Source organism: Methylobacterium variabile (assembly GCF_001043975.1).
Lineage (GTDB): Bacteria > Pseudomonadota > Alphaproteobacteria > Rhizobiales > Beijerinckiaceae > Methylobacterium > Methylobacterium variabile.
On sequence record NZ_LABY01000157.1, the window covers coordinates 1 to 13,253 of the forward strand.

Consider the following 13,253-nt stretch of genomic DNA (forward strand, 5'->3'; position numbering starts at 1 on the left):
GAGGTCGGCGAGCGCCGCCTTGGCCTGGTAGCCGGCGGCCTCGGCCTCGAGCTGGAAGGCGGCGATGTCGGGGTTGGCCCGGCGCACCAGCTCGGCGAAGGCGTCGGCGTGGCGCGGCAGCCCGTCGGGCAGGCGCGGCGGCAGCATCCGCTCGGGCTCCATCCGGGTCAGGCGGGTGAAGTCGAGCCGGGAGGCGGTCAGGTCCGCCTGCGCCCGCAGCCGCAGGGCCTCGGCCTCCTGCACCCGCGAGCGGGCGAGCGCCACGTCGGTGCGGGTCGCGTCGTTGAGCTCGAGCTGCTTCTCGGTGAAGGCCGCGATGCGCCGGATGGCCGCGAGCTGCGCCTCCCGGGCGGCCAGGATTCGGGTGTCGCGCAGGACCGCGATGTAGGCGAGCGCGGTGTCGAGCAGCACCTGCTGGCGTCGGCCGATCAGCAGCAGCCGGCCCGATTCGGCGAGCGTGCGAGCGGTCTGATAGGTGTTCCAGCGCCGGAAGCCGTCGAAGAGCGGCAGGCTCGCGGTGAGCCCGACCACCGTCGGCGCCCGGCGCGGCGTCGCATCGAGCCCGACCGTCGGCGGCGCCGCATCCGGCGCGTAGGTGATGCGGCTCCGCAGCGGCCGGTCGGCCGTGAAGGCGACGCTGGGCATGAAGGCGTCGATAGCGCCGCGGAGGCGCTCCTCGGCCCCGTCCTGGCGGGCCCGCTCGGCCCGCAGCACGAAGCTCGTCTCGAGCGCCGCGGCCGATGCCTCCTCGAGGCTCTGGGCCCGAGCCGACCCGGCCCCCGCCAGGACTGCGAGGATGCAGGTCAGCGTCTCCCACCGTGCGCGCCGCACCGGCATCCGATCTCCGAAAGTTCTGTGCCGGCGGCCGCGCCGGACCCCCCTAGGGTTCGGTCCGGCGATGACCTCGCGCGCCGTCGCCTGTTCTTCGCACAACACGGTGAACAAAGTCTTACCCTTGCGGACGGTCCCGTGCGTCAGGAAGAATCCCGCGAAATCGACTTCGTTCGCCCGGATAGTATTTGAAAGAAAACCGAGCGACGAGGCGTGCGTCTTCCGATCACCTGCGCCGATACGCCGCCGGCAACCGGACGTCGCGGGCAGAACCGCCCGCCAATTCTTGGGCTGCGATGCTCAGCCGATGTGACCGGTCCCGGGACCCGTGACCTGCCGGGCGGAGGCGGCCCGCGGCCGGCGGCTCGCGGGAGCAGGATCGGGCGGCGGCGATGACGGGCCGCTCAGGGGGCCGACCGCAATCGAGCGCAGCAGCGTCGCCCGGGCGGTGCGCAGGTGGGCGCGGCAGGTCTGGTCGATCAGGCGCAGATCGCGGGAGCGCAGGGCGGCGATGTAGTCCAGGTGCTCCTGCAGCGCCACGCGGTTGCGCTCCTTCTCGTCCGACTTGTCCCACTGATAGTGGTAGTGGAAGATGATCGAGATCACGTCGTAGAAGTCGCGGATGAACCGGTTGCGCGACGCGTCGTGGATCAGCCGGTGCAGCCGCTCGTCGAGGCGCGAGAAGTCGGAGTAGCGCGCGTCGATCTCGGCGAGCAGGACGTGGTGCTCGCGCGCGATGGCGTCGAGTTCGGTCCAGGCCGGCGAGTCCGGCGCCAGCTCGACGAAGCGCCGGGCCGAGCGCAGCTCGAACATCTCGCGGATCTCGTAGATCTCGGCGGCGAAGTCCGGCGTCACCCCGGCGAAGATCCAGCCGCTGTTCTCCCGCCGCTTCAGGAGGCCGAACTGGCTGAAGCGGGTCAGGTACTCCCGCACCGCCGTGGTCGAGGTGCCGAAGAGCCGCGCCAGCTCCGAGGTGTTGACCACTTGGCCCGGGCGGCAATCGCCCTGGAGCACCCACTGCATGAACTTGCGCTCGACGGCCTCAGCCACCGTCTCGGTCTCGAGACCCGGGAAGTAATCCTCCGGGACCGGGTGGCGGAGCAGGTGGCGCCGGGCCCCGTCGGTCCCGACGATGCCGGCGGCGGCGAGGCCCGCCAGCACGCCCCGCACCGTGGTGCGGCTGATCTCAAGCACCTCGGCCAGCTCGGCCTCGGAGGCCCCCCACGGCCCGAGCGGCCGCACCGCCAGTATCGACAGGCACTGGTTGTAGGCCCGCTTGAGGACCGTGTTCGCCCGCATCTCGCCGCTCCCCCCGCGGCCAATGCAGCACGTCGGCGGCGCCCCGTCCATCCAGCCTGTGCGGGTTCTTTGCGCATAAAAAACCGTTTGACAGAGCTTGGCCGCCGGTTCTTTATGCACGATAATACATAAGCCCCCCCCGGTGAGGACACGCCCTTGGCTCCGATCGGCAGCATCTCCGCCTGCGCGGCACCGGCCGCATGAACGCCGTCCCCGAGGGCCTCACCCGCCCGTCCCGGCGGGTCGTCCAGTTCGGCACCAGCCGCTTCCTGCAGGCCCATGCCGACCTCTTCCTCCACGAGGCCCGCGAGGCGGGCCAGGACGTCGGCCCGATCACGGTGGTGCAGACCTCCGGTGCGTCCGCCCGGGCCGGGCGCGTCGCCGCCTTCGGGGCGCCCGGCGGCTATCCGGTGATCATCCGCGGCATCGAGGCCGGCGCCCCGGTCGAGCGGCGGGTCACCGTCACCAGCATCGACCGGGGCCTGTCGGCCGCCACCGACTGGGACGCCGTCACCGCCCTGTTCGTCGCCGAGGCCGACATCGTCCTCTCCAACACCGGCGACACCGGCTACGTCATCGCCGAGGCCGATCGCGGCCCGGGCCTGATCGAGGCCCGGCCGCCGGCCTCCTTCCCGGGCAAGCTGGCCCAGCTCCTCCACCGCCGCTGGCAGGCGGGCGGGCGCTCCCTCACGGTGCTGCCCTGCGAGCTCGTCAACCGCAACGGCCGGGTGCTGCAGGGCCTCGTGCTCGACCTGGCGGCGGCGGCCGGCCTGCCGGAGGCCTTCCGGGCCTGGCTGCGCGACGGCGTGGTCTGGACCGACACGCTCGTCGACCGCATCGTCTCCGAGCCGCTGGAGCCGGTCGGCGCCGTGGCCGAGCCCTACGCCCTGTGGGCGATCGAGCGCCGGCCCGGCCTGGTTCTCCCCTGCGAGCACCCCTGCATCGTGCTCGCCGACGACCTCGAGCCGTTCGAGCGGCTGAAGCTCCACATCCTCAACCTCGGCCACACGGTGCTGGCGGAGATCTGGCAGCGGGAGGGCCGGCCTGCGGACGAGACCGTGCGCGAGATCCTGGCCGACCCCGCCATCCGCGCCCGGCTCGACGCGCTCTACCGCGACGAGGTGGTGCCGGGCTTCGCCGCCCGGGGCATGGAGGCGGACGCCGCGGCCTACGTCGCCGCGACCCTCGACCGCTTCCTCAACCCGTACCTGAACCACCGCCTCGCCGACATCGCCCAGAACCACGCCCAGAAGGTCGAGCGCCGGGTCGACGCCTTCCTGGCCTGGGTGGCGGAAGCGGCCCGGGATCCCCGGGACGTGCCGGCGGCACCGACCTTGCGCGCGCTCGCCGCCGCCTACCGCCAGGGCGCTGCATGACCTACCAGTTCGATTTCGCGGCCCTGCTGCCGTACTGGCGCGAGTTCGCCGCCGGCGTCTGGCTCACCCTGCAGCTCTCGGCGGTGGCGACGGTGCTCGGCTTCGTCGGCGGCGCCCTCTGCGCCATCGCCCGGGCCGACGGCCCGCCCTGGCTCAAGCGCGTCGTCGGCGCCTACGTCGAGGTGATCCGCAACACGCCGCTGCTCGTCCAGATCTTCCTGGTCTATTTCGGCATCGCGGTGCTGGGCCTGCGGGTCGACGCCACCATGGCGGCGGTGCTCGCGCTCGTCGTCAACGTCGTCGCCTATACCTGCGAGATCATGCGCGCCGGCATCGAGAGCATCCACAAGGCGCAGATCGAGGCCGGCGAGTGCCTGGGGCTGAACCGCCGCCAGATCTACTGGCACGTCGTGCTGCGCCCGGCGATCGAGCGGGTCTATCCCGCCCTCGTCAGCCAGTACGTCCTGCTGATGCTCGCCTCCTCGATCTGCTCGCAGATCTCGGCCGAGGAGCTGACGGCGGTGGCCAACCGCATCCAGTCCGACACCTTCCGCAGCTTCGAGACCTACATCGTCGTCGGCCTCGTCTACCTGGCGCTCTCCTTCGTCGTGCGCTGGGCATTCTGGGGCTTCGGCCTCCTCGTCTTCACCCGCCGGCGCAAGCTCGGCACGGCCCTCTAGAGGGGAGGGGAGTGATGCCGACCTTCGGACCCCAGCACCTCTGGTTCCTGCTCCATGCGGCGGGCTGGACCCTCGCGCTCTCCGCCATCGCCTTCCTGGGCGGCGGCCTCCTCGGCTTCGGGGTGGCGCTCGCCCGCATCTCCCGCAACCGGGTCCTGCGGGGCCTGGCCTCGGCCTACGTCCAGGTGGTGCAGGGCACGCCGCTCCTGATCCTGCTGTTCATGATCTATTTCGGCCTCGCCATCGCGGGCTTCGACCAGCTGCCGGCGCTGATCGCGGCGGGAGCGGGCTTGACGATCTACGCCTCGGGCTTCCTCGGCGAGATCTGGCGCGGCTGCATCGAGGCGGTGCCGAAGACCCAGTGGGAGGCGGCCGAGTGCCTGGCGATGTCGCCCTGGCAGCGCCTGACCAAGGTCGTGCTGCCCCAGGCGATGCGCATCGCCACCGCGCCCACCGTCGGCTTCCTAGTCCAGATCGTCAAGAACACCTCGCTCGCCTCGGTGATCGGCTTCGTTGAATTGTCCCAGGCCGGCAAGCTCATCAACAACTCGATCTTCCAGCCCTTCGTGATTTTCGTCACCGTGGCGATCTTCTACTTCGTCATCTGCTATCCACTGTCGGCCTGGAGCCGCGGTCTGGAGAGGAAGCTCAATGTCGGCCGTCGTTAAGCTTGCCAACGTCCACAAGAGCTTCGGCCCGCTGAAGGTCCTGGACGGCGTCTCGTTCGAGGTCGGCCGCGGCGAGGTGGTGGCGCTGATCGGCCAGTCGGGCTCGGGCAAGTCCACGGCGCTCCGCTGCATCAACGCCCTCGAGACGATCGAGGAGGGGGCGATCGAGGTCTGCGGCCACGCGATCCACGAGCCCACGCTCGACAGGCGGGCCCTGCGCCTCGCCGTCGGCATCGTCTTCCAGAGCTACAACCTCTTCCCGCACCTCACCGCCCTCCAGAACATCATGCTGGCGCCGACCTGCGTGAAGGGCGTGAAGCGCCGCGAGGCGCGGGAGCTGGCGCAGGACTGCCTCGCCCGGGTCGGCCTCGCCGAGAAGGCCGAGCATTATCCCGAGCAGCTCTCGGGCGGGCAGCAGCAGCGGGTCGCCATCGCCCGGTCGCTGGCCATGCAGCCGCAGGTGATGCTGTTCGACGAGGTCACCTCCGCCCTCGATCCGCAGCTCACCGGCGAGGTGCTCAAGGTCATGGAGGACCTCGCCCGCGGCGGCATGACCATGATCCTGGTCACCCACGAGATGGGCTTCGCCCGGCGGGTGGCCGGCACCGTCATCTACATGCGCCAGGGCCGGGTCTGGGAGGCCCTGCCGGGCCGCGACCTCGACCACCCGCGGACGCCCGAGCTGCGCGACTTCGTCGGCAGCGGGCTGTGAGTTCAACAAGGAGTATCGGGATGAAGCGCAGGACCTTCCTGGCGGGCGGCCTCGCGGCCACGGCGGCCTCCACCCTGGCGATGCCGGCCCTCGCCGACACGCTCGACACCATCAAGAGCCGCAAGAAGCTCCTCGTCGCCCTCGATCTCGGCTCGCCGCCCTTCGGCATGACCGACGCGGCGATGCAGCCGACCGGCTCCGACGTCGAGACCGCGCGGCTGCTCGCCGCCGAGTGGGAGCTGCCGCTCGAGATCGTCCAGGTCACGAGCCCGAACCGGGTGCCGTTCCTGCTCACCGGCAAGGCCGACATGGTGATCGCCTCGTTCAGCGTGAACGAGGAGCGCCAGAAGGTGATCGACTTCTCGGATCCCTACGGGGTGATCCAGGCGGTCATCGCCGGGCCGAAGGACCGCGAGGTCAAGGACTACGCGGCGGTCGTCGGCAAGCGCCTCGGCACCACCCGCGGCAGCACCAACGACAAGGAGGCGACCACCAAAGCCCAGGGCGCCCAGATGGTGCGCTACGACGACGACGCCACCCTCATCACCGCGATGGTCTCGGGCCAGGTCGACATGGTGGCGACCTCGCCGCAGGTGATGAACACCGCCAACAGCCGGAAGCCCCCTGTGCCGTTCGAGACCAAGATCGTGATGCGGACCTTCCCGTACGCGATCGGCATCCGCAAGGGCGAGGGCAAGCTCCAGACCGCTCTCAACGAGTGGGTGCGCAAGAACCTGCGCAACGGCCGGCTCAACACGATCTACAAGACGTACCACGGCAGCGACCTGCCGGCCGAGATGCTGGCATAGTCGAGGGGCAGGCGCGGAAAAACCCCCTCTCCCACACGGGAGAGGGGACCAGCGCCTGATCTTGTCGCCGCCAGCCCATCGTCACCCCATCCTCTCGAAAGACCCATCCCCATGAAGGTGCTCATCTGCGACGAGCCGGGCCGGCTGACGCTGGCCGAGCGGCCGGAGCCGGTCCCGGCCGAGGGCGAGGCGCTGGTGCGCATCCGCCGGGTCGGCATCTGCGGCACGGATTTCCACATCTACCAGGGCAAGCACCCGTTCCTGCAATACCCGCGGGTGATGGGTCACGAGCTGTCCGGCACGATCGAGCGGGCGCCCGCCGGCAGCGGGCTCGCGGCGGGCCAGAACTGCTACGTGGTCCCCTACCTCTCCTGCGGGGCCTGCGTCGCCTGCCGCAAGGGCGTGACCAATGCCTGCCAGAACATCCGCGTGCTCGGCGTCCATTGCGACGGCGGCATGGCCGAGCTGATCAGCGTGCCGGCGCGGAACGTCGTGCCGGTGGGCGACACGCTCCTCGACGACGCCGCGATGATCGAGTTCTTGGCGATCGGCGCCCACGGGGTGAAGCGGGGCGGCATCACGGCGGACGACCGGGTGCTGGTGGTCGGCTCGGGGCCGATCGGCATGTCGGCGGTGATCTTCGCCAAGGCGCGGGGCGCCCACGTGACCGTGATGGACCTGCGCGAGGACCGGCTCGCCTTCACGCAGGACGCCCTCGGGGCCGATGCCCTGCTGCGCGCCGACGACGAGGCCGAGGCGAAGGCCGCGACGGCCACCGCGAACGACTTCTACGACTGCGTCATCGACTGCACCGGCAACCGCGCCGCGATGCAGCGCGGCTTCGGCTTCGTCGGCCATGGCGGGCGCTACGTTCTGGTGAGCGTGGTGCGCGACGACATCGTGTTCTCGGACCCCGAGTTCCACAAGCGCGAGACCACCCTGTTCGCCAGCCGCAACGCGCAAGCGGACGACTTCGCCGAGGTGGTGCGGCAGATGCAGGCCGGGCGGGTGCCGACCAGGGCCCTGCGCACCCACACCGGGCCCCTCGCTGCAGGACCGGAGCTCTTCCGCGACTGGCTCCGGCCGGAGGCCGGCGTGATCAAGGCGATCCTGGAGCTCTAGACGCGTCCTCGGGACGCGCACGCGTCCTGCCACTCTCCATCAACGTCCCGGGGCCGCACTGCGGAGCCCGGGATGCCGCACGCGTGGCGGGAGCCGGCCGAGCACGCTGATGATCGCCGATCGGAGGGAATGGTGGGCGCGACAGGGATTGAACCTGTGACCCTTCGCATGTGAAGCGAATGCTCTCCCGCTGAGCTACGCGCCCAATGGCCGATCCCGTTGCGGGTTGACGCGGGGCGTTGAGCGCCGCGTCGCGGACCGAACCTTCTTTGACGGCGAGGCCGCGTGACGACGGGACGTCACGGGCTCAAGCCATCCGACAGTCGAAAGGGTGGTGGGCGCGACAGGGATTGAACCTGTGACCCTTCGCGTGTGAAGCGAATGCTCTCCCGCTGAGCTACGCGCCCTGTGAGCCGGCTTCTAGGCGGGGCGACGCAGCGCGTCAAGGCGCTTCGTCGGATCCCCGCCGGGAGACCGGTGCCGGCTACTGCGCCGGCACCGTGGCGACGAGCTCGGTCGGCACGTAGCGCCCGTCCTCGCGGCGGGTCATGTCGATCCGCCGGTCGTGGAAGGCGGTGAGCGTCGAGCGGTGCCCGATCGAGACGATCGTCGTGTTTGGCAGCTCGTGGCGCAGCATGCGGTAGAGCGCGGCCTCGGTCGGCTCGTCGAGGGCGGCGGTGGCCTCGTCGAGGAAGAGCCAGTCGGGCCTGGCCAGCAGCGCCCGCGCGATGGCGAGGCGCTGCTGCTCGCCGAGCGACAGCGCCTGGGCCCAGGGCGCCTCCTCGTCGAGGCGGGCGGCGAGGTGGGGCAGGCGGGCCGCCTCGAGAGCCGCGCGGATCGCCGCGTCGTCGTGGCTCCCGGCCGGCTCCGGATAGGTGGCGGCGGCGCGCAAGGTCCCCATCGGGAGGTAGGGCCGCTGCGGCAGCAGCATCAGGCGGGCGCCCTCCGGCGTCGTGACCACTCCCTCGCCGAAGGGCCAGATGCCCGCGATCGCGCGAAACAGCGTCGACTTGCCCGAGCCCGAGGGGCCGGTCAGCAGCGTCGTCTCGCCGGGCCGGAAGCTGAGGGCAGGGGCCTCGGCGATGCGCCGGCCGTCCGGCAGGTCGAGGGCGAGGCCCTTCAGGTGCAGGCCGGCGCCGCTCGCTGGCGCGACCGCGAGGGCGCTTCCCGCCGCCATCGCGTCGGCCCGGCCCATGGCGGCGTCGAAGGTGGTGAGCCGGTCGACCTGCGCCTTGTAGTCGGCGAGAGTCACGTAGAACGTGATGAAGAACGACATCGTGCTCTCGACCCGCGAGAACGCGCCGGCGGTCTGCGTCATCACCCCGAGCGGGATCTGCCCGGCGAAGTAGTAGGGCGCGACCAGGATATAGGGGATCACGACGTTGACCTGCTGGTAGCTGACCGTGAAGGCGGCGAGCTTCTTGCGGCGGTCGACGATGGCGTAGAAGTTCTGGATCAGCGCGCCGAAGCGCTCGCCCAGCGAGACCTTCTCGGCCCGGGCGCCGCCGAGCAGCGCCACCTGCTCGCCGTACTCGCGCAGGCGGGCAAGGGAGAAGCGGAAATCCGCCTCGCGGCGCTGCTGCTCGAAGTTGAGCCCGACCAGTGCCCGGCCGATGCGGTGGGTGATCCAGGTCACCAGGGCGGAGTAGATCAGCGCGCCCCAGACCAGGAAGCCCGGCACGTGCCAGTCGGTCCCCGGCACCGTGAAGGCGGACGAGATGTTCCACAGGATCACCGAGAAGGAGATCAGGTTCGAGACCGCCGACAGGAAGCTGATGGTGAGCGTCTGCGTCGTCTGGGTGAACTGGTCGATGTCGTCGGCGATGCGCTGGTCGGGGTTGTCGGCCTGGGCGCCGGAGAAGCCCATCCGGTAGTGGGTGTCCTGTCCGAGCCAGCGATCGACGTAGTGCCGGGTCATCCAGGCCCGCCAGCGGATGCGCAGGAACGACTGGATCACGTACTGGATGATCGCGCTCGCCACGTAGATCGCGGCCCAGAGGCAGAACACCGAGAACAGCAGCGACCAGAACGCCGTCGCGTCCTTGCTCTGGATGGCGTTGAACCAGTCGCGGTTGAAGTACGACAGCCGCACGTTGATGGCGACCTGGGCGAACTCGATGCCGATCACCAGGGCCGCCATGGTGAGCGCGACCCAGCGCTCCTGCATCTTGACCGCCGGCAGCGGCCACAGCCGCACCGTCGTGACCTCGCGGGTGGTGTAGTAGGGATAGGCTAGGCGCCAGATCTGCAGGAGGGCCTGCTTCAAGCCGTGCATCGCGGTCTCCGGGCCGCCCGGCGGGCCGGCCTTAGGCGGGCCCGCCCTGGGGCGAGCCGGTGAGTCGAGGGCGGTTCGAGCGCGCCGCGCTCCGCCGAGCGTTCGCCCCGCCATGGGTCAGCCCCATGGCAGGACCATGGCGCCGTCGCCGTTGCAAGTTAAACCGCGTTCACGCTGGGGCGAGCCGGCCCGGCCCGCTCGCCGGAACGTGAGCGGCCGGCGCGGGATTGGTCCTCGTCTTGCGCAATGCCGTAATGCGCAAGGGCCGCGGTGCCCCGCCGCCGCCGCAATCCGCCCCGATGGTCCGCCGGTTCCCGCGGCCCGGACACGGCCGCACGACCTGACGAGTGCGAGCATCCCATGTCGGCCCTCTCGATCATCAACGTCGATGCGGTGCGTGCGGCCCCCCTCGCGCACGATCCCTACCGGTACGTCCTGGGCGAGCAGGTGCTCCGCCCGGAGGCGATCGACGAGATCAAGCGCGACTTCCCGGCCATCGCCAAGCCGGGCTACCTCACGGTGGACGAGGTCCGGCTCACCGGCCGCTTCAAGGATCTGATCGACGAGCTCGAGAGCGACGATTTCTCGCGGGTGCTGGGCGAGAAGTTCGGCGTCGATCTCGTCTCCTGCCCGCGGCTCACCACGATCATGCGCCGCTCGCAGCCGAAATACGGCGCGATCCACACCGACGGCCCCTCGAAGGTCCTGACCCTTCTCGTCTACATGAACGACGCCTGGGACGCGCCGGAGGCCGGGCGGCTGCGGGTGCTCTACGACGGCGAGCGCTACGAGCCCTACGCGGTCGAGGTGCCTCCCACCATGGGGACGATGTTCGCCTTCCTGCGGGCCGACAATTCCTGGCACGGCCACCGGCCGTTCGAGGGCGAGCGCCGGGTGGTGCAGGTCGCCTGGGTGAAGGACGCCGCCGAGCTCGAACGCAAGCGCAAGCGCAACCGCACGGCCCAGTTCCTGAAGGGGATCTTCGGCCGCTGAGCGGAGCCGCGCGGCGCATCTCCGCTCACATCATCGCTCCGCACCATGGCTCTCGCCGACCCGGCCGGAGGCATGAGGCCCGGGGCATCCGTCGTCGGCGAGGACATCGGTTCGTCGCGAAAAATGCGGCAGAATCAAAGGCCTGGGGCGGTGCCCGATTGCACCGCGATCGGGCGCCGCTCTAAGACTTGACCACCGGCACCGGCCGGGGGACGCTGGGGGCATCATGAGGGCGTTACACCGTGCGGGCCTGTTCGCGGCCGGCCTGACCGTGCTGGCCGGCGCGGCCTGCATGCTCGGGCCCGGCCGGGCCGTCGCGCAGTCCGACCTCGAGATGCCCGCCGACCCGCCGGTCCTGTCGAAGCCCTACCGCTCTTCGGTCCCGATCTTCCGCCGCCGGCCGCCGCCGGACGCGGCGCCCGCGGATGTGGGCCCGGCGGCCAGCGGCTGGCGCGAGCCGCCGGGCCGCGTCGGCGACCGCGATGCCGGCCCGCCGGAGGGAGGCGCGGCGGCGCTGCGGGAATCGCCGCAGGATTCCGGCTTCGGTCCGGTGCAGGCCGGCCCCGTCCACGACCTCGCGCCCGACGAGGACGCGGAGGAGCGGCCGGCGGCCTCGTCCCGGGCCGCAGGGCCGCGGGGCAAGCCAGAGTTCCGCGCCGACGCGCCGCGGGACGACCGCGAGCGATCGCCGAAGGAGACGCCGCGCCCGGTCGAGCAGGCCGAGGCGGCGGAGGCTGTGCCCGCCTATGCGGGCGTGTGGGGGCCGAGCGCCGCGGCCTGCGCCGGCCGCCGCTCCGCCCGCCGCGGCTTCCTGCCGGCGGTGATCCGGCCGGGGAGCGCCCGGGCCGGCCAGACCCTGTGCCAGTTCCGGGACGCGCGGCGCGACGGACGGACCTGGACCATGGCTGCCTCCTGCCGCAGCGCCTCCCGCCGCTGGACCTCGCGGGTGCGCCTGACCGTCGTCGGCAATCGCCTGACCTGGGCGAGCGAGCGCGGTGCGACGACCTACACCCGCTGCTCCGGCGGCTGAGCGCGGCCCCTCGCGACGCCGGGCGTGCCGCGACGACCTCGCGGAAGGTCCGGTGCCGCGACCGGCCTTGACTCGCCTCGAAGGCCAGTGGTGGAAAGGGGGCCCGCGCTGAAGAGAGCCCCGATGGCCCCGTTCCGCCCGCCCGCCGTGGTTCCGCCGCGGAGCCGCGATCCCGTGAAGCGGCCGGAGGCGCGCCGATGACCGGCAAGCTCGTCGCGGTCGCCAACATGAAGGGCGGCGTCGGCAAGACCACCAGCGTGGTGATGCTGGCCGACGCCCTGGCGGCGGACGGCGCCTCGGTGCTGGTGGTCGACCTCGATCCCCAGGCCAGCGCCTCGGTGTGCTTTGCCGGCGACGAGGTCCTGGCCGAGATGATCACCGGGGGCCGCACCCTCGACTACTATCTCGGCTTGCGCATCGTCGACCGGGACAAGGCCGCCCTGCCGGACTTCATCCGCGGCTACGTCAGCAGCACGACGCATCTGGGCGAGCCGCTGCCGATCTCGCTCCTGCCCTCCGGCCCGTCGCTGCGCATCGTCGAGCGCGAGATCATCTACGCGCTCACCAAGCGCAAGTACTCGATGCACGCCATCGAGGGCCACCTGTGGAAGCTCTTCCAGGAGGACTTCGTCCCGCTGCGGGAGCAGTACGACTACGTGCTGTTCGACTGCGCACCGGGCATCTCGCCGATGACCGAGGTGGCGATCCGGGCGAGCGACCTCGTGGTGGTCGCCTGCATCTCGGACTTCCTGTCGACCTACGGCCTCAAGGCCTTCTACGAGACGGTCTGGGGCGTCGGCGGCGCCTCGGAGAGCATGCTGGCCCCCAGGCGTCCGCCCCACGTGCTGATCACCCGCTGGCAGAACACCAAGCAGCAGGCGGCCACCTACGCCACCCTGCAGGGCGGTGCCGCAGCGGAAGGAGCGCGCTTCCGCCTGTTCAAGACCCGGGTGCCGCAATCGGCGGCCCTGGCGAATGCGCTCACGCTCGAGTATCAGACCTTCGCCAACAAATATCGGGACAGCAGCCGCGACCTGATCGGCGAGGTGATCACGCCGGTGGTGACCGAACTGAGGGAGGCCCTTGATGGCGCTTGAGATCGACGGCCTCGCGGTCCTGTGCGCGATCGCGGAGGCGCCGGAGGCCTTCCCGGCGATCCGCGGCGACGTCACCAAGGCCGCCCACGCCCTGGTGACGAAGCAGCTGAAGGCCAAGACCCTCGACCTGTCCGGCCTGCGCGCGGTGCACAACGCCCTCGGGCCGCAGCCCCTGGCGCTGATCGTCGACGGGCTGAAGGACGCCGAGGTCAAGGCCCTCGTCACCCGCCTCGACAAGCACCATCCGGACCTGAAGGACGGGCCGGCGGTCGCCCATCGCCGCCACCTGATGGCGCTGGCGGCGGATCTCGACCCGGCCGCGGCGCCCGCCCCCGCCCCGAAGAAGACCGCCAGGGCGGCC

Annotated in this window: 12 protein-coding genes, 2 tRNA genes and 1 pseudogene; 10 read left to right on the forward strand and 5 right to left on the reverse strand. The window is 71.2% G+C overall.

Annotation, left to right across the window (positions count from 1 at the left end; genetic code table 11):
• The coding region (locus tag VQ02_RS21305; RefSeq protein ID WP_048446228.1) for a TolC family protein at positions 1–837 on the reverse strand (837 nt) is incomplete at its 3' end.
• A gap of 294 nt (positions 838–1,131) precedes the next feature.
• Positions 1,132–2,130: a GntR family transcriptional regulator gene (locus VQ02_RS21310; RefSeq protein WP_083469350.1), complete on the reverse strand. Its 999-nt coding sequence runs from the start codon at positions 2,128–2,130 to the stop codon at positions 1,132–1,134.
• A 200-nt stretch (positions 2,131–2,330) separates the two neighbouring features.
• On the opposite strand from VQ02_RS21310, the gene VQ02_RS21315 reads away from it, so the two are divergent.
• The 6 genes from VQ02_RS21315 to VQ02_RS21340 all read left to right on the forward strand — a co-directional run bounded on the left by VQ02_RS21315 (position 2,331) and on the right by VQ02_RS21340 (position 7,497).
• A complete protein-coding gene (locus tag VQ02_RS21315) occupies positions 2,331–3,506 on the forward strand; it encodes a mannitol dehydrogenase family protein (RefSeq protein WP_048446229.1) in 1,176 nt (391 codons plus the stop codon).
• Complete coding sequence (locus VQ02_RS21320; RefSeq protein ID WP_048446230.1) at positions 3,503–4,186, forward strand: amino acid ABC transporter permease; 684 nt, start codon at positions 3,503–3,505, stop codon at positions 4,184–4,186. Before VQ02_RS21315 ends, VQ02_RS21320 begins: the two co-directional genes overlap by 4 nt.
• Before the next feature lie 14 nt (positions 4,187–4,200).
• Complete coding sequence (locus tag VQ02_RS21325; RefSeq protein ID WP_048446231.1) at positions 4,201–4,854, forward strand: amino acid ABC transporter permease; 654 nt, start codon at positions 4,201–4,203, stop codon at positions 4,852–4,854.
• Complete coding sequence (locus tag VQ02_RS21330) at positions 4,838–5,566, forward strand: amino acid ABC transporter ATP-binding protein (RefSeq protein WP_048446232.1); 729 nt, start codon at positions 4,838–4,840, stop codon at positions 5,564–5,566. The genes VQ02_RS21325 and VQ02_RS21330 overlap by 17 nt, the downstream gene beginning before the upstream one ends.
• Before the next feature lie 20 nt (positions 5,567–5,586).
• The gene (locus tag VQ02_RS21335; protein WP_048446233.1) at positions 5,587–6,375 is read left to right on the forward strand and encodes a transporter substrate-binding domain-containing protein; all 789 of its coding nucleotides are present in this window, start codon (positions 5,587–5,589) and stop codon (positions 6,373–6,375) included.
• Positions 6,376–6,486: 111 nt separating this feature from the next.
• Positions 6,487–7,497: a zinc-binding alcohol dehydrogenase family protein gene (locus VQ02_RS21340; protein WP_048446234.1), complete on the forward strand. Its 1,011-nt coding sequence runs from the start codon at positions 6,487–6,489 to the stop codon at positions 7,495–7,497.
• 130 nt (positions 7,498–7,627) lie between these two features.
• Here the strand turns inward: VQ02_RS21340 and VQ02_RS21345 are convergent.
• The 3 genes from VQ02_RS21345 to VQ02_RS21355 all read right to left on the reverse strand — a co-directional run bounded on the left by VQ02_RS21345 (position 7,628) and on the right by VQ02_RS21355 (position 9,772).
• Positions 7,628–7,702: transfer RNA gene (locus tag VQ02_RS21345), tRNA-Val, on the reverse strand.
• A 127-nt stretch (positions 7,703–7,829) separates the two neighbouring features.
• Positions 7,830–7,904 (reverse strand) — tRNA-Val (locus tag VQ02_RS21350).
• Between the two features lie 77 nt (positions 7,905–7,981).
• A complete protein-coding gene (locus tag VQ02_RS21355; protein WP_048446235.1) occupies positions 7,982–9,772 on the reverse strand; it encodes an ABC transporter ATP-binding protein/permease in 1,791 nt (596 codons plus the stop codon).
• A 360-nt stretch (positions 9,773–10,132) separates the two neighbouring features.
• Here VQ02_RS21355 and VQ02_RS21360 point away from each other — a divergent pair, with 360 nt between their 5' ends.
• From VQ02_RS21360 to VQ02_RS21375, 4 genes and pseudogenes are all read left to right on the forward strand, one after another.
• The gene (locus tag VQ02_RS21360; RefSeq protein ID WP_048446236.1) at positions 10,133–10,765 is read left to right on the forward strand and encodes a 2OG-Fe(II) oxygenase; all 633 of its coding nucleotides are present in this window, start codon (positions 10,133–10,135) and stop codon (positions 10,763–10,765) included.
• Between the two features lie 226 nt (positions 10,766–10,991).
• Entirely contained in the window at positions 10,992–11,795 is an 804-nt protein-coding gene (locus tag VQ02_RS21365; protein WP_048446237.1) for a hypothetical protein, read from the forward strand.
• Positions 11,796–11,992: 197 nt separating this feature from the next.
• Complete coding sequence (locus VQ02_RS21370; protein ID WP_048446238.1) at positions 11,993–12,892, forward strand: ParA family protein; 900 nt, start codon at positions 11,993–11,995, stop codon at positions 12,890–12,892.
• A pseudogene (locus VQ02_RS21375) lies at positions 12,882–13,253 on the forward strand (hypothetical protein); the annotation flags it as partial. The gene VQ02_RS21370 and the pseudogene VQ02_RS21375, both read left to right, overlap by 11 nt.

Coding starts and splice junctions, on each gene's coding strand:
- VQ02_RS21355 (WP_048446235.1), bottom strand. CDS start 9,772: ATGCACGGCTTGAAGCAGGCCCTCCTGCAGATCTGGCGCCTAGCCTAT.
- VQ02_RS21330 (WP_048446232.1), top strand. CDS start 4,838: ATGTCGGCCGTCGTTAAGCTTGCCAACGTCCACAAGAGCTTCGGCCCG.
- VQ02_RS21360 (WP_048446236.1), top strand. CDS start 10,133: ATGTCGGCCCTCTCGATCATCAACGTCGATGCGGTGCGTGCGGCCCCC.
- VQ02_RS21325 (WP_048446231.1), top strand. CDS start 4,201: ATGCCGACCTTCGGACCCCAGCACCTCTGGTTCCTGCTCCATGCGGCG.
- VQ02_RS21310 (WP_083469350.1), bottom strand. CDS start 2,130: ATGCGGGCGAACACGGTCCTCAAGCGGGCCTACAACCAGTGCCTGTCG.
- VQ02_RS21320 (WP_048446230.1), top strand. CDS start 3,503: ATGACCTACCAGTTCGATTTCGCGGCCCTGCTGCCGTACTGGCGCGAG.
- VQ02_RS21365 (WP_048446237.1), top strand. CDS start 10,992: ATGAGGGCGTTACACCGTGCGGGCCTGTTCGCGGCCGGCCTGACCGTG.
- VQ02_RS21335 (WP_048446233.1), top strand. CDS start 5,587: ATGAAGCGCAGGACCTTCCTGGCGGGCGGCCTCGCGGCCACGGCGGCC.
- VQ02_RS21315 (WP_048446229.1), top strand. CDS start 2,331: ATGAACGCCGTCCCCGAGGGCCTCACCCGCCCGTCCCGGCGGGTCGTC.
- VQ02_RS21340 (WP_048446234.1), top strand. CDS start 6,487: ATGAAGGTGCTCATCTGCGACGAGCCGGGCCGGCTGACGCTGGCCGAG.
- VQ02_RS21370 (WP_048446238.1), top strand. CDS start 11,993: ATGACCGGCAAGCTCGTCGCGGTCGCCAACATGAAGGGCGGCGTCGGC.